Origin of the sequence: Sphingomonas sp., from assembly GCF_031426035.1 — a bacterium.
Lineage (GTDB): Bacteria > Pseudomonadota > Alphaproteobacteria > Sphingomonadales > Sphingomonadaceae > Sphingomicrobium.
Map to the genome: position 1 here is coordinate 23,574 of NZ_JANPKO010000097.1, position 20,342 is coordinate 43,915.

General features: G+C 69.7%; 19 protein-coding genes, 1 tRNA gene and 1 riboswitch. Of the genes, 4 read left to right on the forward strand and 16 right to left on the reverse strand.

The genetic code is table 11. The annotated features are described in order from the left end of the window. Positions 1–46 precede the first annotated feature (46 nt). The gene (gene fabZ, locus RMP08_RS07070; protein ID WP_310468319.1) at positions 47–469 is read left to right on the forward strand and encodes a 3-hydroxyacyl-ACP dehydratase FabZ; all 423 of its coding nucleotides are present in this window, start codon (positions 47–49) and stop codon (positions 467–469) included. On the opposite strand, the gene RMP08_RS07075 is transcribed toward fabZ, so the two are convergent. Genes RMP08_RS07075 through RMP08_RS07090 form a run of 4 tightly spaced genes read right to left on the reverse strand, consistent with a single transcriptional unit; the run spans position 435 to position 4,651 of the window. After that, positions 435–1,163, reverse strand: coding sequence for an ABC transporter ATP-binding protein (locus RMP08_RS07075; protein ID WP_310468289.1), 729 nt, complete (start codon positions 1,161–1,163; stop codon positions 435–437). The genes fabZ and RMP08_RS07075 overlap by 35 nt on opposite strands. Next, positions 1,160–2,122, reverse strand: a complete 963-nt coding sequence (locus RMP08_RS07080) for an iron ABC transporter permease (RefSeq protein WP_310468290.1) — start codon at positions 2,120–2,122, stop codon at positions 1,160–1,162. Before RMP08_RS07080 ends, RMP08_RS07075 begins: the two co-directional genes overlap by 4 nt. After that, the gene (locus tag RMP08_RS07085) at positions 2,119–2,868 is read right to left on the reverse strand and encodes a hypothetical protein (protein WP_310468291.1); all 750 of its coding nucleotides are present in this window, start codon (positions 2,866–2,868) and stop codon (positions 2,119–2,121) included. Before RMP08_RS07085 ends, RMP08_RS07080 begins: the two co-directional genes overlap by 4 nt. After that, positions 2,837–4,651, reverse strand: coding sequence for a TonB-dependent receptor domain-containing protein (locus RMP08_RS07090; RefSeq protein ID WP_310468292.1), 1,815 nt, complete (start codon positions 4,649–4,651; stop codon positions 2,837–2,839). The genes RMP08_RS07085 and RMP08_RS07090 overlap by 32 nt, the downstream gene beginning before the upstream one ends. A gap of 97 nt (positions 4,652–4,748) precedes the next feature. Further along, positions 4,749–4,889: riboswitch (cobalamin riboswitch) on the reverse strand. Between the two features lie 103 nt (positions 4,890–4,992). Between RMP08_RS07090 and rpmE the strand changes: the two genes are divergently transcribed. Both rpmE and RMP08_RS07100 read left to right on the forward strand, forming a co-directional pair. Continuing rightward, entirely contained in the window at positions 4,993–5,223 is a 231-nt protein-coding gene (gene rpmE / locus RMP08_RS07095; protein ID WP_310468293.1) for a 50S ribosomal protein L31, read from the forward strand. A 4-nt stretch (positions 5,224–5,227) separates the two neighbouring features. Next, on the forward strand, positions 5,228–5,797 hold the full coding sequence (locus RMP08_RS07100; protein ID WP_310468294.1) for a GNAT family N-acetyltransferase: 570 nt from the start codon (positions 5,228–5,230) through the stop codon (positions 5,795–5,797). Here the strand turns inward: RMP08_RS07100 and RMP08_RS07105 are convergent. From RMP08_RS07105 to RMP08_RS07160, 12 genes are all read right to left on the reverse strand, one after another. Next, positions 5,756–7,651: a DUF2207 domain-containing protein gene (locus tag RMP08_RS07105; protein WP_310468295.1), complete on the reverse strand. Its 1,896-nt coding sequence runs from the start codon at positions 7,649–7,651 to the stop codon at positions 5,756–5,758. The genes RMP08_RS07100 and RMP08_RS07105 overlap by 42 nt on opposite strands. Beyond that, on the reverse strand, positions 7,651–8,223 hold the full coding sequence (locus tag RMP08_RS07110; protein ID WP_310468296.1) for a LemA family protein: 573 nt from the start codon (positions 8,221–8,223) through the stop codon (positions 7,651–7,653). Before RMP08_RS07110 ends, RMP08_RS07105 begins: the two co-directional genes overlap by 1 nt. A gap of 84 nt (positions 8,224–8,307) precedes the next feature. Further along, positions 8,308–8,748 (reverse strand): SRPBCC domain-containing protein, encoded by a 441-nt coding sequence (locus tag RMP08_RS07115; RefSeq protein WP_310468297.1) that lies wholly within the window; start codon positions 8,746–8,748, stop codon positions 8,308–8,310. After that, a complete protein-coding gene (locus tag RMP08_RS07120) occupies positions 8,748–9,053 on the reverse strand; it encodes a metalloregulator ArsR/SmtB family transcription factor (protein ID WP_310468298.1) in 306 nt (101 codons plus the stop codon). The genes RMP08_RS07115 and RMP08_RS07120 overlap by 1 nt, the downstream gene beginning before the upstream one ends. A gap of 60 nt (positions 9,054–9,113) precedes the next feature. After that, on the reverse strand, positions 9,114–10,304 hold the full coding sequence (locus RMP08_RS07125) for an acyl-CoA dehydrogenase (RefSeq protein WP_310468299.1): 1,191 nt from the start codon (positions 10,302–10,304) through the stop codon (positions 9,114–9,116). A 46-nt stretch (positions 10,305–10,350) separates the two neighbouring features. Beyond that, a complete protein-coding gene (locus RMP08_RS07130; RefSeq protein WP_310468300.1) occupies positions 10,351–12,477 on the reverse strand; it encodes an outer membrane beta-barrel protein in 2,127 nt (708 codons plus the stop codon). Between the two features lie 140 nt (positions 12,478–12,617). Next, a complete protein-coding gene (locus RMP08_RS07135; RefSeq protein ID WP_310468301.1) occupies positions 12,618–13,514 on the reverse strand; it encodes a hypothetical protein in 897 nt (298 codons plus the stop codon). A 116-nt stretch (positions 13,515–13,630) separates the two neighbouring features. After that, positions 13,631–15,322, reverse strand: coding sequence for a M56 family metallopeptidase (locus tag RMP08_RS07140; RefSeq protein WP_310468302.1), 1,692 nt, complete (start codon positions 15,320–15,322; stop codon positions 13,631–13,633). After that, complete coding sequence (locus RMP08_RS07145; protein ID WP_310468303.1) at positions 15,322–15,726, reverse strand: BlaI/MecI/CopY family transcriptional regulator; 405 nt, start codon at positions 15,724–15,726, stop codon at positions 15,322–15,324. The genes RMP08_RS07140 and RMP08_RS07145 overlap by 1 nt, the downstream gene beginning before the upstream one ends. A gap of 65 nt (positions 15,727–15,791) precedes the next feature. Beyond that, positions 15,792–17,111 (reverse strand): lipopolysaccharide biosynthesis protein, encoded by a 1,320-nt coding sequence (locus tag RMP08_RS07150; RefSeq protein WP_310468304.1) that lies wholly within the window; start codon positions 17,109–17,111, stop codon positions 15,792–15,794. A gap of 10 nt (positions 17,112–17,121) precedes the next feature. Continuing rightward, positions 17,122–18,756, reverse strand: coding sequence for a GMC family oxidoreductase (locus tag RMP08_RS07155; RefSeq protein WP_310468305.1), 1,635 nt, complete (start codon positions 18,754–18,756; stop codon positions 17,122–17,124). 232 nt (positions 18,757–18,988) lie between these two features. Beyond that, positions 18,989–19,078, reverse strand: a tRNA-Ser gene (locus RMP08_RS07160). 132 nt (positions 19,079–19,210) lie between these two features. On the opposite strand from RMP08_RS07160, the gene RMP08_RS07165 reads away from it, so the two are divergent. Beyond that, a complete protein-coding gene (locus tag RMP08_RS07165; RefSeq protein ID WP_310468306.1) occupies positions 19,211–20,341 on the forward strand; it encodes a lytic murein transglycosylase in 1,131 nt (376 codons plus the stop codon). Position 20,342: the final 1 nt, after the last annotated feature.

Here is a 20,342-nt window from a genome sequence, read left to right on the forward strand (position 1 = left end):
TGCGGCAGGGGGCGCCGCCGGCCGTACGCTAGACGTGCGGCAGGTGATGGCCGCCCTGCCGCACCGCTACCCGATGCTGCTGGTCGACCGGGTCGAAAGCCTGGTCGCCGACGAGCGGATCGTCGCCATCAAGGCGGTGACCATCAACGAGGGTTTCTTCCAGGGCCATTTCCCGGGGCGGCCGATCATGCCGGGGGTGTTGATCGTCGAGGCGCTGGCGCAGGCCGCGGGCGTGCTCGCGGTCGAGAGCCTGGGCCTCGCCGGGTCGGGTAAGCTGGTCTATTTCATGGCCATCGAGGGCGCCAAGTTCCGCTTGCCGGTCGAGCCCGGGTGCCTGCTGAAGCTCGAGGTCGAGTTTGTCCAGAAGCGCGCAAGCGTGTGCAAGTTCGCGGGGCGCGCGACGGTCGACGGCAAGCTCGCCGCCGAAGCCAATTTCACGGCGATGATCGCGGATCCGCCGGCGGCCTGACCCGCCAGCCGGTGCCTGACGGCTCGACCCGGAACGCGTCGCCGAATGCGGTCAATTTCAGGATTTCGGAAGGTATCGCGTCTGCGAGCACTTGCCCGCAATCGACCAGCAACGCGCGGTCGAAGCTGGCGAGCTGGGCGAGGTCGTGGAGCGCGACGATCGCGGCGCTGCCGCTGGTTACCGCGCCGCGCAGGATAGCGAGCGTGCGCACCACCCAATAGGGATCGAGGTTGGAGAGCGGCTCGTCGAGCAGCAGCAGGCGCGGGCGCGGGGCCAGGGCGCGGGCCAGCAATACCCGCGCCCGCTCGCCGGTCGAGAGGCGGTCGATTGGGCGACTTGCGAGGTCTTCCAGTTCGAACTCGGCGACCAGCTCGTCGATCCGGTCGGGATCGGGTCGGGGCAGGCCGAGGGCGATCACGTCGCGCGCCGCAATCGGCCAGGTCATAGCGCGCGAGGCGGGGAGGAAGGTCAGCAGGTGGGGGCGCCGCGCGGGGGGCGCCTGGCTCGCGACTTCGCTGTCGATCACCACGCTGCCACCGTCTTTCTCAGCATCGGCGAGGGCTCGCAGCAGGCTGGTCTTGCCGCCGCCGTTGGGGCCGATCAGCGCGATCAGCGCGGGGGCGGGGACGGCGAGGTCGGTCGGGGCGAGGCGCCCGGCAATGGTTACGGCGTGTGCTTCGAGCAATGACGTCATGACGTCACTCCGCGGCGCATGGTGACGACGATCCACAGGAACAGCGGGGTGCCGGCGACGGTGGTCAGCACGCCGACCGGGATCGCGCGGCCGGGCGGGCCGAGGCGCAGCGCGAGGTCGGCGAGGATCATCAGGGTGGCGCCGATCACGGCCGCCGGGAGCAGCGCGCGACCGGGGTGGCCGCGGGTGATCCGCCGCGCCACGAACGGCGCGAGCAGGCCGACGAAGCCGATCGCGCCGCACACCGAGACGCAGGTGCCGACCGCGATCGCGCTGAGTACCACCACCTGCACGGTGATCCGGCGCGGGGCGAAGCCGGTCGAGGCGGCGACATCGTCGCCGAGCGCCATCAGGTCGAGCGCGCGGGCGTGGCGGGCGAGGAATGCGCAGGCGAGCGTGGCGGGGACCAGCGCGGCGGCGGTCTGGGGCAGGCTGCGGTCGACGAAGCTGCCCATCAGCCAGTCGAACGCATCGTAGAAGGCGAACGGGGAGGGGGCGAGCGCGAGCATCAGGCTGGTCGCGGCGCCCGCGGCGAGCGCGATCGCTAGCCCGGCAAGGAGCATCGTCGCGCCCTCGGCCCGGCGCCCGGCGAGCAGCAATAGCGCGAGCAACGCAACCGCGGCCCCGCCGGCGCCCCAGCCGGCCAAAGCGAGCGGGTTGACGATCCCGAACCAATATCCGCCGAGCACCGCGCCCAATGCCGCGCCGCTGCTGCTGCCGGTGATGTCGGGCGAGGCGAGCGGATTGGCGAACAGCGCTTGCAGCGCGGCGCCGGTCATCCCGATCACCGCCCCATAGCCGAGCGCGAGCAAGGTGCGGGGCAGGCGGATTTCGGTCAGCAGCAGGGTGGCGAGGCCGGGGTCGCCGCGCTGGAGCTCGATCAGGGGCGCGGCGGGGAGCAGGAGGTGCAGCGCGGCGAGCAGCGCGGGCATCAGCAGCAAGGGCCACCAGCGTGTCACCGCGCAAGCGCCCGCAGCCGCTCGATCTCGGGGATCATCAGCGGTCCCATGCAGGTCCACGGGCGGCCGTCTGTGACGATCCGCCGCGCCTTGGCCCGGCGCACGACCGGATGGTCGAGCCAGCGCGCGCCGCGCGACACCTGGCCGAGACGATAATCGCTGTGCACCAGCACCTTGGGCGGGTCGATGAGCAAGGTTTCGAGGCCGACCTTGTCGCCGACCGCGCGTTGCTCGAGCCCGGCCAGCCGCAGCCATTGCGCGCCGGCGCCGCCCGGCACGAGGCTGTCGCCCGAGCCCGACAGCCAGATCGTGTCGTGCCCCGTGCGCGGGCTGGCGCGGCGCAAGACGGCGAGGCGGGCCAGCCATTGATTGGCGCGCTGCGGTGCGCCCAGCGCGCCGGCGACGCGGCGCAGGTTGGCGGCGACATCGTCGAGCGAACTCGCCGGGGCGAGGGCGAGTGATCCGATCCGCATCCGCCCGGCGATCAGCTTCGATGCGCGGCCGCCGCCGCCCATCGTCAGCACGAGGCTCGGGCGCGTGACGAGCACCTGCTCGATCGAGCCGTGATTGACGTGGTGCGGCTTGGCACGCTGCCACAGCGGCGATTCGCGGCGGTCCTGCGCGAGATAGCTCACGCTGGCGACTTCGCCTGGACGCGCGAGCAGCAGCAGATACTCGTCCGTGCACAGGTTGAGCGAGGCGATGCGCGCGCTGCTAACGGCGAGCAGCAAGGCGAATGCCGACATGCGCGCTCCTCCCCTCGGTGCGATAGCCGAATACTTCCTGGTAGCGCTCGTCGAAGGCATTGGCGACGCGCGCGAACAGCTCGGCCCGCTCGGTCAGCGCGTACGCCAGGCGGCCGCTCGCCAGCCAGTAAGCGCCGAGGCGGACGGTGGGGGCGGGGAAGAAATCGAAATCGCGGTCGGTGCGCGCGCCGGTGTAGGCGAGCGACGCGCCATAGGTCAGGCGCCCGCCCGCGCCGTCGAGCGCGACTGAACCGCTGTGCTTGGGGCGGCGGGTTTCGCGCACGTCGCCGGGCTCGGACGCGTCGAGATAGGCGTAGTAAGCGGTCAGGCGGAACGGCTTGAACGCGTAGCCGAGCTCAGCCTCAACCCCCGAGCGGCGGCTTTTGCCGGGGCGGTTGGCGGTGGTGAAACGGCCGCTGGGGGCATCGAAGGTATCGATAATCTCGTCGGTGAGGCGCTGGCGGTACCAAGTCAGCGCGCCGTGTAGCTCGCCTTTGCGGTAGCGCAGCGCGGCTTCGACGCCGCGCGAGCTTTCCGGCTGAAGCGATGGATTTCCAAGGAAACTCCCGGGAAAAAAGCCGAACAGGTCGAAGAAGGTCGGTTGCGCGATACCTTCGCCGTAGGACGCCGCGAGCGACCAGCCGCCGCCGAGCTCGCCGAGCAGCGAGGCGCGCAGCGAGGTGGCGTCCTTGAAGCGGTTGAAGCGGTCATGGCGGAGCGCGACATCGCCGACCAGCGGACCGGCCTCGGCGCGCCATTCGACAGTCACTGCGTCGTGGCGGCGGCTCTGGTCCTGGTTGGTCGCGCCGAAATAGATCTGGTCGCGGGCGCGAAAATCCTCGTCCTCGCGGTCGAGTGCGGCGACCAGGGTGTGTGCTGCGCCGGCGAAGGCGAAGCGATGTTCGAGCTGGCCGGCGAACGTCAGGCGCTGCCCGCGCGTGCGGTTGATCTCGTCGCCGGCAACGATGTTGCGGTTGGACGAGCCGAGCAGCGCGATCGACAGATCGCCCGACCAGGCACTGTCCTGCGCTCCGAAGCGGCTCCACAGGCGCCCGGCGAGCAGGCGGTTGCGATTGGTGTCGAGCGTGTCGCGCCGCGCGCCGGTCAAGGCGTCGAGGCCGTCGAACTGGCTTTTGCCGGTGAGCGCCAGCCCCGCTGCGCCGAGCTCGATGCCGGGGCTGACTTGCCAAGTGCCGCGCAGGCGGCCGGAGAGGTTGCGGTAGCCGTCGCGGTCGCCCTCGCCGTTGAAGCTGTCGATGCCGCGTGCACGCTGCCAGCCGAGGCCAAGCGAGAGTGCGGCGCTGTCCGAGCGGATGCCGCCCGAGGCCGACGCGCGGCGGAAACCGAACGAGCCGGCTTCGCTGGCGGCGGCCCAGCCCTGGCGGTCCTCGCCGTCGATCGCGATCACCCCGCCGATCGCTTCCGAGCCCCACAGCGCCGATTGCGGCCCGCGCACGACCTCGATGCGGGAGGCGAGGTCGGCGTTGAGCAATTCGAAGCGCGCGGTGTTGCCGGCGGCGGGGTCGTTGACGCGGATGCCGTCGATGAACAGCAAGGTGTGGTTGGCCTCGGCGCCGCGGATACGGACCTCGGTCAGCGAGCCGGCGGGGCCGGAGGTGGCGATTGCGGCGCTGGGCGTCAGCCGCAGCAAAGCAGGAACCAGCGGCTCGCCGAGGCGCGCGATGCGCTCGGCGTCGAGGACGGTCGCGCTGGCGGCGGTGGCGGCCGCCTCTTCCGGCGTGCGGGCGGCGGTGACGATGATGTCGGTGGCGATGGCTTGCATGGTCGTGTCCCTTCGATGACGAACATGTCGTCACCGAGGGATCCGGCTTGCTTGACGCGCGGCCCGACCCACGCTCCACGGCTGGACCCGGCCGGGAAGACGGACGACGGACCGTGGCAAGTGTCTGACTGGCATCGGCGGGGCCGAGGCTTACAGTTGCGGGCACAGCGCCGGTTTCGCACCGGCTTCCTTCTTGGCCGGCGGCCGTGACCGCCGGACCATGGTCCTGGCCGCGGTGCTACGGCGGGGCGCCAAGCCTTGTCAATTCGGGCCGCCTTCGCTAGGGGGCCGCGACACTTGATGCTGGTCGGAAACCAGCGCCAATCTCAAGGACATCTACGATGAAATCCGAAACCCACCCCGATTATCACATGATCACGGTCCAGATGACCGATGGCAGCAAGTTCCAGACCCGCTCGACGTGGGGCAAGGAAGGCGACACGCTGACCCTCGACATCGACCCCTCGGTCCACCCGGCGTGGACCGGCGGCAAGTCGAGCATGCTCGACACCGGCGGCCAGGTGGCGCGCTTCAACAAGCGCTTCGGTGGTCTCAGCCTCAGCAAGAAGTAACGCCGTGATCCGCTCCGCGCCGGTCCTCGAGACCGAGCGGCTGATCTTGCGCGACTTCACTCGTGCCGACCTCGACGCCCATGCGGCGACGCTGGCCGACCCCGAAGTGATGCGACACCTAAGCGGCACGCCACTTTCTCGCGAAGATTCGTTCCGCCGCCTGTTGCTGGCGGTCGGACAGTGGCCGGTGTTGGGCATGGGGATGTGGGCGGTCGAGCGCAAAGCGGACGGCCAGGTGGTCGGCCATTGCGGCTTTTTCGACATGGAGCGCGAGATGGAGCCGAGCCTGGTCGGCGAGCCCGAAATGGGCTGGATCTTCGACCGCTCGGTGCACGGGCAGGGGATCGCGCGCGAGGCGTGCGAAGCGGCGCTGGCGTGGGCCGAGGCCAATCTCGACGCGCCGTCTTACCCCGCGATCATCGCGCCCGACAATGCGGCCTCGATGAAGCTGGCCGAGCGGCTCGGCTTCGTGCGCGAGCCCGACGGGGTCTACAAAGGCGAGCCGATCGCGGTGTTCCGCCGCCCGGGCCGGCTACCAGCCGCCGCCGCCGCCACCGCCCCCGCCGCCGCCTGACGAGCCGCCGCCGCCCGAGCCGCTGCTCGAGCCGGGCGCGGTCGAGGCGGCGCTGACCGTGCTGGCGAGCGACGCGCCGACGCTGTCGACGAAGCCGCCGGGGTTGTCCCACGCGTTGTGGCTGCCCGAGTACCAGGCGAACCCCTGGCTCCCTTGCGCGGCGGCCGCGGCGAGCACGCCCGAGAAGCGGTCGGCCCAGCGGTTCTCGACCCCCAGCGCGATCGCATAAGGCAAGTATTTCTCGAACAGTTCGGGCGTGTCCTTGGGCGCGGTCATGCGGTCGATGCGCTCGCCCTCGGTGATCGACAGATAGTGGCGGAAGCCGGCGATGCGGTCGAGCACGCCGCGGCCTTCGCGGGTCGGGGCGGCGATCCACCAGAAGGCTGAAATCGCCAGCGGCAGCGCCAGCGCGGGGATCAGCAGCGGCATCCACCAGCCGCTGCTGAGGGCGGAGAAGAACACCGGCAGCCCGGTCGACACCGACAGCGCGGCGAACAGCAAGGCCGCGCCGACCAGCAGGCATTTGCCCGCGGCCTTGCTGTCCCGGATCAGCAGCAGCAGGAGCAAGGTGGTGAGGCTGGCGCCGAGGCCGACCATGATCGGCAACGGCCGCGCGCTGCCGGTGGCGGCGGCGACCGCGGCCGAGGCGAGCCACAGCGCGCTGAGCATCACGGCAAAGCCGGCGAACGCCCAGCCCCAGTTGCGGTTGAACAATTTGCCTTCATAGCCCTTGGCAAAGGCCTCGCGTAACGCTTTCTGCGCGGCGCCGAATTTGGCGTGGTTTTTTTGCTCCATCACGATCGATTCGCCGCTCGTCGCGATCTCGCGGAGCATCGCTTCCTCGGCCTCGGGCAATGGCGTGGCAGCAGCGAGCCGCTCGAGGCGCATCTGATCGCCTTTGAAGAAGCCGCCCTCCTCCTCGACCAGGCGGACATGGCCGCGCACGCCGAGATCGACCAAAGCGGCGGCGAAGGCGCGGTTGTCGGCGCCCATCTTCCACACGTAGCGCATCGCCGCCGGGGTCAAGCCGTCGGGCGGGGAGAACAGCGGCACCACCGGGCCGGCGCGCGGGTTGCGGCCGGCGCGCTGCCACGCGATGTAATAGAAAATGAGCACGCCGATCAGGCCGAGCGCGCCGACGATCAGCGGGCCGTAGTCGGCGATCCACCATTTGGCGCGGCTGGCGGGGTCAGCCTCGGCGACCACGCCTTTGGGCCAGGCGACGGCGACGGTCAGCCCTTCATTGGGGCCAAGCGGGGCGATGGTGCGGAAGCTGATCTCGCCGAGCTTCTCGTCGCTGACTTCGGCGTTTGCGGCGGTCGAGCCTTGGGGGCCAGTGTAAAAGGCGCGCTGGCCGAACGCGACTGGCGAGGGGAGGCGGATGCGCGCCTCGGCGTTGTTGATCGGGAACACCCAGCCGTTGCCGGTGACGTTCCAGTACAGCTCGTCGAAATCCTTGAAGCGGCCGATCTGGCGGGTGGTGCGGTAGCGGATGACGTAGCGGTGCTCGCCCTGGTCGATCATTTTGTCGGGGTTGCCGAGCTTGATGCGGATGCCGTTGGCGATCGCCTCGGTGGTGGCCATTTCTGGATAGCCGTCGCGCTGGGCGCCGAGCAGGGTGAAATCGACGCGCACCGGATTGCCGCGGCGACCGCGGTAGCGGGTCGGGAAATCGCGGTAGATGCCGCGGTTGATGCGGACATTCTCGGCGACGACGTCGATCGTCTCGGTCACCTCGAGCGAGGCGTCGGGCTTGATTTCGACGTCGCTGACGAAGCGCGTGATGCGCTCTTCGGCCGCGGCCGGGACGGCGCAGGCGAGCAGCGCCGCGAGGCACGCGATGAGGCGCAGCATCACGCCGCCGGGCGGGCGAACGAAACCTTGGGCGCGCTGGCGAGGGCGGGGTCGTCGTCCTGGTAGAACGGCTCCTCCGAGAATCCGAACGCGCGGGCGAACACGGTGTCGGGGAAGCTTTGGACCTTGGTGTTCAAGTCGCGGACGGTGGCGTTGTAGTAGCGCCGCGCCGATTGCAGCTCGCCCTCGAGCACGCTGAGCTCGTCCTGCAGCTCGCGGAAATTGGCGTCGGCCTTGAGGTCGGGATAGGCCTCGGCGACCGCGATCAGCCGGCCGAGCATGGCGCTCATCATGTTGTCGGCCTGGGCGGTCGCCTCGACGCTTTTGGCGGTGACCGCGTCGCTGCGGTGGGCAATCACTTCGTCGAGCGTGCTGCGCTCGTGGGTGGCATAGCCCTGGACGGTCTCGACCAGATTGGGGACGAGGTCGGCGCGGCGGCGCAGCTGGACGGTGATCCCGCTGAAGCCTTCGCGGACCAGCGCCCGCAGCCGGACCAGGCCGTTGTAGACGGCAATCGCGTAAATGAGGATCAGGACCAACAGCCCGATCACGACCCAACCGATTATGCTCATGTGCGATTTCCCCCGTTTGCCCGGGGGCGAGCATAAAGCGGGGACGCGGCGGCGCAATCCCCTGCGGCGATGGCCGGCGGCGGGCTAGGGCTGCTCGGCGACGCGCTTGAGTCCGGGGAGGACGAACGAGCTCCAGCCGCCGTCAAGCATGGCATGGATGGCGCGGACGTCCTCGGCCTGGAACTGTTCCCAGCCGGAATGGACGAGGCGGACGGTGGTCGCGGCGGGGCCGGTCTCGACGAGTTCGATGGTCACGCGGGTCTTGGGCGTGCCGGGGATGAACCAGGTGAACTCCATGCGCTCGGGGCTGTCGAGGGTTTCCAGCTCGCAGTGGGTAGCGCCGGTGACATCGCCCGCCGCGCGGCGTTCGCCATTCTGCTGCATGTAGAAAACGGTGCCAATTTCGGGCGCGAAACCGATGCAGCCGAGCCATTGCTCGACCAGCCCCTGGGTGGTCATCGCGGCCCACACCCGCTCGCGCGGGGTGTCGATGTCGATCGCATGGCAAATGTCGGGGAGCGCCATCAATGCTTCCTTTCAGCGAGATCCTTGAGGGTGCGCAGGCGCCCGGCCCACATCCGCCCGAGCCAGTCGGACACAGCGGCAAGCGCGTCGACATCGGCGCGGTAGAGGTTCTCCTGGCCGCTGCGCGCGGCATGGACCAGCCCGGCCTCGCTCAGCACGCGCAAATGCTTGGACACCGCCGGACGGCTGATCGCGAACAGTGCGGTGACCTCATGGACCGCCATCGGGCGCTCGGCGAGCGCGGCGAGGATCGCCCGCCGCCGCTCGTCCGCGATCGCCTTGAACACTGCGTCCTCACGCGCCATCCGTAACTCCTCGGTTACGGCTTAAAGCGTAACCGAACGGTTACGTCAAGCGGTCTTGGATCAGAAAGCGGCGATGCCGGTGATGGCACGCCCCATGATCAGGGCGTGGACGTCGTGGGTGCCCTCGTAGGTGTTGACCGTCTCGAGGTTGGCGGCGTGGCGCATCACCTGGAACTCGGCGCTAATGCCGTTGCCGCCGTGCATGTCGCGCGCGATGCGCGCGATATCGAGCGCTTTTCCGCAATTGTTGCGCTTGATCAGGCTGATCGTCTCGGGGATCAGTTCGCCCGCCTCGAGCCGGCGGCCGACGCGCAACGCCGCCTGCAGGCCGAGCGTGATCTCGGTGACCATGTTGGCGAGCTTCAATTGGACCAATTGGTTGGCGGCGAGGGGCTTGCCGAACTGCTTGCGGTCGAGGGTGTATTGGCGGGCCGCGGCGTAGCATGCCTCGGCGGCGCCCATGCTGCCCCAGCCGATGCCGTAGCGGGCGCGGTTCAAGCAGCCGAACGGGCCCTTCAGGCCCTCGACGTTGGGCAGCAGCGCGTCCTCGCCGACCTCGACCTCGTCCATCACGATTTCGCCGGTGATCGAGGCGCGCAACGAGAGCTTTTCCTTGATCTTGGGCGCGGTCAGGCCCTTCATTCCCTTGTCGAGCACAAAGCCGCGGATCGCGCCGCCGTGGGCGTCGGACTTGGCCCACACCACGAACACGTCGGCGATCGGCGAGTTGGTGATCCACATCTTGGCGCCCGAGATGCGGTAGCCTCCGTCGGTTTTCTGGGCGCGCGCGCGCATGCCGCCGGGGTCGGAGCCGGCGTCGGGCTCGGTCAGGCCGAAGCAGCCGACCAGTTCGCCCGAGGCGAGGCCGGGGAGGTACTTCTTGCGCTGCTCCTCGCTGCCGTAGGCGAAGATCGGGTACATCACGAGGCTGGACTGGACCGACATTGCCGAGCGGTAGCCGCTGTCAACGCGCTCGACCGCGCGCGCGATCAGGCCGTAGCTGACATAGCCCAGGCCGGCGCCGCCATATTCGTGCGGGATGGTCGCGCCGAGCAGGCCGAGCGCGCCCATTTCGCTGAGGATTCCGCGGTCGAAATCCTCGTCGAGGTAGGCCTTGGTGACGCGCGGCTGGAGCTTCTCCTGGGCGTAGCCCTCGGCGGTGTCGCGGACGAGGCGTTCCTCGTCGCTGAGCTGATGGTCGAGGTCGAACGGATCGGCCCAGTCGAACGGCAGGATTTTAGGCTCGCCCACGTATCAAGTCCCCGCGCTGAATGAAGTCGCGGGCGCCTTAGCGAGGTCAGTTGGTTTTCGCCACCCCGCCGCTGCCGCCGAAGCTCTGCTTGAGGGTCAGGCCGAACGACATGTGGCGGTTGCGCTTGCGCAGCTCGAACTCGCCGGGCTCGGGGTTGGTGCGGTTGGGGATGAAGTAGGTCCGTTCGCGGGTCGCGCCGGTATCGAACAGATTGTCGATGTCAAACGTGATCGAGGTGCGCGGGTTGAGGCGGTACTCGACGAACATCGTGCCGAACGGGCCGTCGTTGAAATTGTCGTCGATCTCGTTGTGGCGATAGAAAGCGAAGCTGTCGCGGTCCTCGATCGTCATGCCGTAGGAAAAGGCGCCGGCGTCGCGGCGGATCTCGGCGCGCCATTCCCACTCGGGGTAGAAATCGCTGAACCGGCGTACGCTGTCCGAGATCGGGTCGTGGACGCGGGTGCGCTGGAGCTGGCCGGTCAGCTTGAGGCGGGTGCCGGTGAGGCCGAAGCGCTGCAGCGGGGCGTCAACATTGACCGACACGAAGCGGCGCTTGCCGGTGCCGATATTGCCCGGCGCGCTGAACCCTTCCTCGGTGAGGATGAGATCCTGCAGCATGCTGATGCGGTCGAGCCCGAAGTCCAATTTGAACAGCCCGTCGCCGAGGATCGGTTTTTCGATCGTCCAGCGCAGTTCCCAGGCGCGCTGGGGCAGCAAATTGGCGTTGCCGGCGTTGACGCGGTCGTTGGAGAGCTCGGCGACGCTGATGAAGTCGTAGAAATCGAGCTGGGCGACGGTGCGGCGCAGCGACAGGCGGGTGTGCCAGCCGCCGCCGGGCTTCCAGTCGATCGCGATATTGGGCTTGAAGAATTTGAGCGAGCGCTCGGCTTCGGTGTCGCCGGTCACCACCAGGCGCGACATCTCGTAATTGAGGCCGCCGTCGACGCGCAGCGCGGGCGTCAAATTGCGGCCGACGGTGAAATAGATCTCGCCGCGCTTTTCCTTGACCTTGGCCTGGTCGATCGGGAGGTCGATGCGGACCTTCTCGCCGTCCTCGTCGATGCCGAACAATTCGACGTCGCTGTCGAGGGTGTTGAGCACGCCTTCGATGCCGGTTTCGACCGAGAAGCCGGCGAGGCTGGAGCGAGTCCAGTTGAGCTTGGCGAGGGTTTCGCCCTGCCTGGCCTTCTGTGTCTGCTCGAACCCGCCGACCACGGAGGCGCCGTCATCGCGCCGGCCGTCGCGCTCGAGATAGGCGTCGAAATTGTTGCGCTTGCGGCGGGTGGCGAGGCCGACCAGCTTGATCGCGCCGCCGGCCAGCGGGCGGGTGATGTCGCCGCCCAGCTCGAACACCGGGTTGCGGTAATGCTGGATCAGGCTGTCGTCGCGATCGGGCTCGCCGACCGGCACGACGTGGTTGCGCTGGGTGAGGTCGAAACGGCCCTTGGCCCAGCGCGCGTTGACCCGCAGCGCCTTGTCCGGAGCGCGCTCGAGCGCCCAGCTGGCCGACACATTGGGGTTGCGGTCGAAGTAGCTGTTGACCTTGCGGCGGAACTCATACTCCTCGCCGCTGGGAAGGTAAGACAAGGTGTCGGTGCCTTCCTCGACATTGCGGCTGCGGCCGGTGCCAGCGGACAGATTGATGCTCGAGGCGCCGCGCTTGATCAGCGCCGAGCCCGAGATGTCGCTATTGATGTAGCCGGTCCAGATGCGCCGCCCGACCGCGGTGACATTGGCGTCGACTCCGCCTTCGGCCGACATCCAGATGTTGAGCACCTGGCTCTTGCTCGAATATTCGGCGCCGTAGAGATCGCCGGGGCCGACCTCGACGCGATTGACGCGCTGGGCGGGGATGCGCGCCAGCGTGGTCTCGAGGGTTTCGGCCTTTGAACTGGGGCGGGCGCCGTTGATCACGACATTGCCGGCGGCGCCGGCGAAGCCGCGGGTCTCGGTATTGCCGAGGTCGAGCGAGAAGCCGGGCACGCGGCGCGCGATGTCGAGCGCGGTGCGCGGCGAGAACTGGGCGAAGAAAGCGGCGTCGTAGACGGTGGTGCGGGCGCGCTGGGTGGCGCCGGCGGCGGGCTGGTCGCCCGGCGTCGTGGCCTGGGCGAAGGCGGCGTGCGGAAGTGCTACGGCGAGCATGGCCACCGACGCATAAAGGCACCTACGCATGCTGTTTCCCCGTGTTAGGCACCTAGGGCGGTTAGTGGCGGAAGTGGCGGATTCCAGCCGCGTTCGACCAACCGACAAACGGTTCCGCCAACCGTGGGCGGGCGGCGACCGGCGGTCCGATGGAGGCGCGGAGAGAGTGATCACCGGGCGCGGCCGCGGTCGCCGAACAGGCGTGCCTGGACCAATTCGCTCGCGCTCGGCAGCGCGCCGCGGCGGGCGTGGACCGAGCGGATGAAGGCCGGGGTGACGCCGAAGATGCGCATCTGGACGAGGTCGGATGCGGGGATGCGGCGGTAGCCCAATTTGGAAAGCTCGGCGATGAAGGCGGGGGTGACGCCGTGGATCGCCATCGCGGTGACGTCATCGGCGGCGAGCGCGCGCTCGTTGAGGGAGGCGTAAGCGCGCAGCAGCTCGGGCGTGACGCCGTGGATGCGGAAGGCGACGAGGTTTTCGGCGTCGAGCCCGCGCAGGCGCGGGTAAGCGGCGGCGATGGCGCGGATGTAGCCGGGAGTGGCGCCATGGATGCCGAGCGCGGTCAATTGCTCGAGGCTCGGTTTGGGCAGGCGTGCGGCGGCGAGGGCGTCGAGGTGGCCGCGGCCGACATTGCTCATTGCCAAGGCGAACAGCCGGTCGGCATTGGGGCGGCCGACGCCGCGGCGGGCGAGATCGGCGGCGAACCCGGCGTCGGGGGTGAAACCGCAGCTGCCGCGCCCGGCGCGGCGGGCGGCGGTGCCGGTGCAATCGATGCGCCCGGCCTCGCGCAGCAAAGCGAAACGGACGGGCGTGGCGGCGGGGGCGGCGAGGCGGCGCGGGTCGAGGCCGCTGAGCTCGGACAAAGCGACGCCGCTCGACCAATTGCTGTTGTGGTGGCGGCTGCCCCAGCGGGCGCGGAGGGTCAGCTGGACCTGATCGTCGCGGCGGGCTTCGCGCTCAATCGACCAGGTGATGGCGGGGGCCGCGGCGGCGGCCGGGGCGGGCTCGATGCTGGCCGACAGCGCGGCGGCGGCGAGCACGACGGCGGGAATTGAAATGCGCATTGCAAATCTCCTTGGAGAGTCGGGCGGGGAGGGCGCGCGCCGGGGCTGGCGCCGGTCCGGGGTGGAACGGCGGGGCTGGCGGCGGTCGGGAATCAGGCGGTCAGGCGGGCGTCAGCTCAGGGGTCGTCGCGCTCGCCGTGGATCTTGGCCTGGATCAGCTCGGACGGGCTGAGGTTGCCGCGTGAACGGCGCAGCCGCGCGGCGTAGCTCGGCGAGACGTCGAAGATGCGCATCTGGACGAGGTCGGCGAGCGTGGTTCGGCGCAGGCCGGCGGCGGCGATGCCGCGCGCGTAGGAGACGCTGACCTCATGCACCGCGGCGTTGGTCAATTGGTCGGCGGTGAGGCCGCTGATGCCGAGCCCGTGCAGTTCGCGGATGTAGCCGGGGGTGACGCCGTGGACGCGGAAGCTGGTCAATTGCTCGGTGGTAACCGAGCGCAGCGACGGGGCCGAGGCGCGGATCGCGGCGGCATAAGCGGGGGTGATGCCGAACGGGTTGCCGGGGAGGCCGGCGGTGGCGCGCGCGACCGCGGCGGTGATGTCGGCGGCGGGGTTCCAGTCGGGGTTGACGCGGACGATCACCGGGCCGTCATCGCGGTCGCTGTCGACGTCGTGATCGATGTCGATATCGACGTCGGTGTCGCGGGCATCCTCGGCGGTGTCGACGGCGCGGTCGATTTCCGCGTCGTGGGGGTGGAGCGCGGCGACCTCGGTGGCGGGGGTGGCCGGAGTCAACGGGGTCGGTGCTTGCGGATCGCGTGGGGCGGGGGCAGTGGCGAGCCGGTCGGACAGCGCATCGGGCGGGGTGCTTGGGGCGACCACGCTGAGCGCGGCGACCGGCACCGCCATGCCGGCGGCGAAGAACGCCGCGGCGCTGGTCCAGCGCCAGCCGCCGGGCGCGCGCTGGGAGGCGGCGTCGAGCACGCGGCGGACGCGGCGGGCGAGGCTGCCGCGGCCCGGCGCGACGCCGTGGGCGCCGATCAACAGGCCGTTGCACTCGTGGCGGGCGATGCCGACCAGCAGGCTGGCGTAATGGGTGTCCTCGATGTCGGCGGCGAGCACCGCGTCGTCGGCGGCTTCCTCGCGCAACTGGTGCGCCTCGCGGGCGAGCAGCCAGACCAGGGGGTTGAACCAGAACAGAGCGACCGCGACGCGGGCGAGGAGCAATTTGGCCCAGTCGAAATTGCCGACATGCGCCAGCTCGTGGGCGATGATCGCCTCGGCCTCGTCATGCGCCTCGGTGGCGGCGGCGTTGAGCAGGATGGTCGGGCGCAGCAGGCCCCAGCTGATCGGCGACTTCAATTCGTCGCTGGTGAGCAAGGCGGTGCCGTTCTTGAAGCCCATGCGGCGCTGGGCGTGGGCGAGCGCGCTCAGCCAGTGCGGGTCGACGAGGACGCTGGCGCGGGCTTTGAGCGGCACCAGGCGCAGCAGCGCGATCAGGGTGAGCAGGAGGAGCACAGCCGCAGGGACGGCGTAGGCCACAAGTTGCCAGTCGAGCGCGGGCGCGGCCGCGACGGCTTGCGGAGCGATTTCCGCGCCGGGAAAGGTGGCGGATGCTGCGGCGACCTCGGGCGCGGCGGCGCTGGCGGGAACGTCGGCGGCGGGCTCGGCGAGGAAGGCCGGGCCGGCAACCTCGAGCGCGGGCAGCGCCAACGCCGCGGCCGGGAGCAGCAGCACCGCGAGCAGGCCGAGATGCGCGATCAGGCTGCGGTCGGCGGCCGAGCGGCGGCGCTCGGTCATCTTGAGCAGCAGCAGTGCGCCGCCGGCAATCAGCAGCGACTTGAGCGCGAGGGCGACGACGAACTCCATCACTGGCCTCCCTTAACTTGCTTGGCCTTGGTTTGCTTGGCGGCGCGGGCACGCGCGATCATCGCCTCGATCTGGTCGAGCTCATTGGTGTCGAGGCGGTCGGACATGCCGAGCAAGGCGGTCGCGGCGCCGGCCGGCGAGCCGTTGAAGAACACCCGCACGACATCGCTCAGCGCCGACTTGCGCGCGACCGAATCCGCCACTGCCGGGCTGAACAGGAAGCCGCGCTCGGACTCGGTGCGGCGAACCACCCCTTTGTCCTCGAGCCGCTTGAGCATGGCGCGCACCGCCGAGCCGCTGAGCTGGACGGGGAGGGCGTCGCAAATGTCCGAGACGGCCATCTCGCCATGCTCATAGAGGAGGTCGACAATCTGCCGTTCGCGGGGGGGAAGCTTGCTCAGCACGACTCACCTTTCAACGCTACATTTGTAGTGTGTGCTACATTTGTAGCGCCGGCGTCAAGTGGTTTTTATGAGGCCTTTTCAACGGCTCCGGCGGGGATCGCGGAGCGCATCCAATAGGCCGATAGCAGCACGGTGGCGATCGCCGCGGCGACATAGGCGAGGCCGGCGGCGAACAATTGCTCGCTCGGGAGCAAGCCGAGCAGGACCGCGACGAACAGGAGATTGGCGCCGAGCGCGATGAACAGCGGGCCGGTGGCGCGACCGGCGGCATAGAGCGCGGGGATGACCGCGAACGCCGACACCGAGACGGTGGTAGCGAGCGAGATCAGCAGCAGCACGTGGTGCGCGGCGCGGTACGAGGCGCCGAAGATCGCACCGACAACATATTCGCCGAACAGCGCGAGGAGGACGGTGATCGCGGCGCTGACCGCGGCGGCGATCACGCCCGATTTGAGCACCAGCCGCCTGAGCCGGCGCCAGCGGCCCTCGGCGGCGAGGCGGGCGAGGTCGGGGTAGACGGTCTGGTTGAGCAGATCGATCGGCTTGGCGAGGCCGGTCCCGACTTCCTGCGCGACCTTCATCAGCCCGGCGGGGGCGGGGCCGAGCACCACCCCGACGGCGAAGGTCGACAGATGGCCGGGGATCATCGCCAGCGTCGAGTGGAGGTTGGCGATCGCCGAAAAGCCCCAGATACCCGCGTTTCCAGCGGTCAGGTTGCGCAGCGACGGGCCGAGCCCGGCGAGCAGGCCGCGCCGAGCCGCCTCGCGCCAGCCGAACAGCAAGGCGACGGCGGCGCCGATCAACCCCGACACCAGCCACACCGCGACGAACCCGAACAACGTCGCGCCGAGCGCGGCGGCGACGATCGTTCCGATCAGCCGGGCGGCGGGGGTGATCGTGACATGGCGCGCGAGCAGGTCGAAACGGCCGAACAAGCGCAGCATGCCTTTGGGGGTCGCGATGGCGTTGGCGAAGGCGAGCGGGGCGATGATCTGGGCGGCGAGGACCAGGCGTCCGTCCCACCCGGCCCAGCGGCCGATCACCGGAGCGAGCAGCACCGCCGCGGTTGCCGCCGCGAGCGCCGCGGCGAGATCGAACAAGGTGCCGACCTTGACCAGGCGCTGGAAGGCGGCGCGGTCATTGGCCTCGATATGGGCCACCCCGTAGCGGATCACCGCCTGGTTGGACTGGAAGGTGGCGATGCCGATCAGCAGCTGGATCTGCGCCAGCACAATCGACAGCGCGCCGAACTCGGCGAGGCCGAGCGCGCGCGCGGCGATGGCGAAGGTGGCGAGCTGCATTACCCCGGCGGCGGCCTTGCCCGACAGCAACAGCCCGGCGTTACGCAGCGCGCGGTTGAGGATCCCGCCTTTGACCGCGGTCATCGGGCGGAGATCATGAGACGGCGCGGATGTGCCTTCCCGCCGCCTGCGGATGCTGCAGCCGGCGGCTGACCACCCCGGCGGTGCGGTAGGCCAGCGCCATCAGGGTCAGCGTCGGGTTGGCCCAGCCCGAGGTCGGGAACAACGAGCTGCCGGCGACGAACAGATTGTGCACGCCGTGGACCTGGCCGGAGCCGTCGCACACGCCGCGGCGCGGGCTGTCGGCCATGCGAGTGGTGCCGATGTGGTGATAGCCGCCGATCGGGTGCGCGCTGACCAATGGGTCGAAATGCCAGTCGCGGTCGGGGTCGCTCAGCCACGGCGCGGGCTCGGCGCTGCCGAGGCCGAGGCGGCCGAGCTCGCTGCCGACGGTGTCGACCAATTGCTTGACTGAATGCTTGTCGAGCTCGCTGAGGCGCCAGTCGAGGGCGACGCGCGGCATGCCGAGCGCGTCGGTGTCGCCGGTCAGGGTGACCCGGCTGTCGGGGTTGGGGGCCTGCTCGGCGCGCACCAGCAGCGACAGCTCCATCGCGCCCATCTTGTGCAGCAGCCACGGCCTCAGCGGATCGACGATGGTCTGGAGCGAGGTCAGCGCATGCTTGGTCTTGCGCCACACCGCGCGGCTGAGGCGGGTCGGGGGCAGGTCGTGCTTGACCCGGTTGTAGGCGCGCACGCTGAAGAATTGGGTGGCGTCGGCGGGCTGGCGCGGGGCAAGGGTGAGAGAGGTGTTGAGCATCGCGCCATCGCGCTGTCGCTGGTCCGAGGCGGCGATCAGCGCCGCGAGACGACGCCCGGCGACGCGGTGGCTGCGCCCGAACGCGTTGAGCAGGCCCCAGCTGCGCTTGGTCTCGACGCGTCCGCCGCGGGCATGGGGATGCTCCATGAAAAAGCGCCCGACGAGATCGTGGGAATTGCCGAGGCCCTTGTCCGACAGGCGACGCGAGGCAAGCAGCAGGCGCGGGTTTTCGATGCCGCCGGCGGCGAGCACGAAGGCGCGGGCGTGGACCTTGACCTGGCGCCGCCCGAAGGTGGTCAGCAGCAGATGCTGGACCGAGCCGCCATCGTCGGCGGGGACGATCTCGGTGACGGTGGCGTGGGTGACGATGGTGCAGCGCGGGTCGTCGGCGAGGTCGCGGCATTCGTGGTGGACGAAGCGGTTGGCGCGCGGATCGAATGCCCACAGGCGGATCGCGAGCTTGTCCGCGTCGAATTCCGGCAGCGGCACGCCGGGCCCGAGCGGCTGGTCGGCGGCAGACGGGATATCGCAGTCAAGCGCGCGCCACGCCTCGGCGTAGAACGGCTTGAGCTCATCATACGCCAGCGGCCAGCCCGAGTGCGGCACCCAGTCGCGGGTTTCGAAGTCGATCGGGTCGAGCTCGGCGACGCGCCCGCCCCAGATCGCGGTGGTGCCGCCGAAAAAGCGCAGCCGGGCATGCTCGAGCTCATAATAAGGCAGCCCGATGTTGCCGCCGGCGTTGAGCGCGGCGGTGCGCGGCTCATAATCGAATCCACCCGATTCGAGCAGGGTCACCGAATGGCCGCGCGCGAGCAGGCCGCGGGCGAGGCTGATCCCCGCCGCGCCGGTGCCGACGATGCACACCTCCGCGTTCAGCGTGGCGAGCTCGGTTTGTTCGAGATCGATGTGCATGCTTGCCGTCGATCGGCCGCGAAGCCGCTCCTACTGATACTCCATTCGCGGACCGCCGGAAACGCGCCGGCCCGCGCAAGCCCCCTTACACATAAACGGCACGCCGCGGCGACCGAGCTGCGTTGCGCGCAGTCTGCACCTTTGCGGCGGTGCATACAACGATGGGATGAACCGGAGCAGGCCGAGCGAGCGGCAACGTTGCAGCAATGCCACCATTGCAACGCCTTGGAGGTGGCGGATGGGGTGGGATTCGAACCCACGGTGGGCTTGCACCCACGGCGGTTTTCAAGACCGCTGCCTTAAACCACTCGGCCACCCATCCTTACGTTCATGTCTGTGCGCCTATCGCGGGTGAGGATAAACCGTGCAAGGCGCGCGGTGAACCCGGCTGGCGGTGGCGGCGTTGTTGCGCCTAGGCTGCGGCCATATCAGCCGAAGGGCAGGGAGGCTCGAGTTGCGTTCGATCAGCGGCTGGACAGTGGTGGCATTGGCGGGGGTCGCATTCGGCCCGGCCTCGGCGCAGGTCGACTTGGGGCCGCCGCAGCCGGTGCGGGTCGTCCCGGCGCAGCTGCAGCCGCGGCCGCCGGGCTATACCCAAGTCTATCCGGCGCAACCGTACGCCCCCCAGCCGCTGACCGGCTTTGCCGCCTACAAGGTGCGGCTGGCGGCTCTGGCACGCCAGGCCGGCGTGCGCGAGGCGACCATCCAGGCCTATGTGCCGAGCGTCAATTTGAGCACGCGGGCGATGCAGCTCGATCGCTCGCAGCCGACCGGCAACGTCAATTCACCCTACATCTCGCCGTTCGCGCCGTACCGCGCGCGCCATGTCACCGCGTCGCTGATCAACCGCGGGCAGGCGCGTTACTATGCGCATTGGACGACGCTGCGGCAGGTCGAGGCGCGCTATGGCGTCGACCCGGCGGTGGCGATGGCGATCTACGGGCATGAGACCAGCTACGGCCAGGTGACCGGCAATTTCGACTTGCTCGAAGCGCTGGCGAGCCTGGCCTATGAGGGCCGCCGCCGCGCGTTCTTCGAGGCCGAGTTCGTCGCGGCGTTGAAGCTGATCGACGGCGGCATCGCGCGTTCGCGGCTGCGCGGCAGCTATGCCGGCGCCACTGGATATCCGCAGTTCATGCCCTCGGTGGCGCTGCGGCTGCGCGCCGACGGCGACGGCGACGGCTATGCCAACATCTGGACCAACGAGGCCGACGCCCTGGCGTCGATCGGCAATTATTTGCGCGACGCGGGGTGGAAGCGCGGCCTGCCGTGGGGGGTCGCGGTGCGCACACCATCTGGCCTCAATCGCGCGGCGATCCGCTCGACCCTCAACACCCCGCGCTGCCCGGCGGTGTTCAGGCGCCACAGCCGCTGGCTGACCATGCGCGAATGGCGCGCGCTGGGCGTTGCACCGTATGGCCGCACGCTGCCCGAGGCCGAGATGGCGACGCTGATCGAGCCCGACGGGCCAAGCGCGACGGCGTATCTTTTGACCTCCAACTACCGCACCATCCTCGACTACAACTGCTCGAACTTCTACGCATTGTCGGTGGGGCTGCTGGCCGACGCCATCGCCCGCCGCTGAA

Excerpts from the sequence above, each read along its gene's own strand:
- fabZ (WP_310468319.1), top strand. The coding sequence starts at position 47 with ATGGCCGCCCTGCCGCACCGCTACCCGATGCTGCTGGTCGACCGGGTC.
- RMP08_RS07075 (WP_310468289.1), bottom strand. The coding sequence starts at position 1,163 with ATGACGTCATTGCTCGAAGCACACGCCGTAACCATTGCCGGGCGCCTC.
- RMP08_RS07085 (WP_310468291.1), bottom strand. The coding sequence starts at position 2,868 with ATGTCGGCATTCGCCTTGCTGCTCGCCGTTAGCAGCGCGCGCATCGCC.
- RMP08_RS07090 (WP_310468292.1), bottom strand. The coding sequence starts at position 4,651 with ATGCAAGCCATCGCCACCGACATCATCGTCACCGCCGCCCGCACGCCG.
- rpmE (WP_310468293.1), top strand. The coding sequence starts at position 4,993 with ATGAAATCCGAAACCCACCCCGATTATCACATGATCACGGTCCAGATG.
- RMP08_RS07105 (WP_310468295.1), bottom strand. The coding sequence starts at position 7,651 with ATGCTGCGCCTCATCGCGTGCCTCGCGGCGCTGCTCGCCTGCGCCGTC.
- RMP08_RS07110 (WP_310468296.1), bottom strand. The coding sequence starts at position 8,223 with ATGAGCATAATCGGTTGGGTCGTGATCGGGCTGTTGGTCCTGATCCTC.
- RMP08_RS07115 (WP_310468297.1), bottom strand. The coding sequence starts at position 8,748 with ATGGCGCTCCCCGACATTTGCCATGCGATCGACATCGACACCCCGCGC.
- RMP08_RS07120 (WP_310468298.1), bottom strand. The coding sequence starts at position 9,053 with ATGGCGCGTGAGGACGCAGTGTTCAAGGCGATCGCGGACGAGCGGCGG.
- RMP08_RS07130 (WP_310468300.1), bottom strand. The coding sequence starts at position 12,477 with ATGCGTAGGTGCCTTTATGCGTCGGTGGCCATGCTCGCCGTAGCACTT.
- RMP08_RS07135 (WP_310468301.1), bottom strand. The coding sequence starts at position 13,514 with ATGCGCATTTCAATTCCCGCCGTCGTGCTCGCCGCCGCCGCGCTGTCG.
- RMP08_RS07140 (WP_310468302.1), bottom strand. The coding sequence starts at position 15,322 with ATGGAGTTCGTCGTCGCCCTCGCGCTCAAGTCGCTGCTGATTGCCGGC.
- RMP08_RS07150 (WP_310468304.1), bottom strand. The coding sequence starts at position 17,111 with ATGACCGCGGTCAAAGGCGGGATCCTCAACCGCGCGCTGCGTAACGCC.
- RMP08_RS07155 (WP_310468305.1), bottom strand. The coding sequence starts at position 18,756 with ATGCACATCGATCTCGAACAAACCGAGCTCGCCACGCTGAACGCGGAG.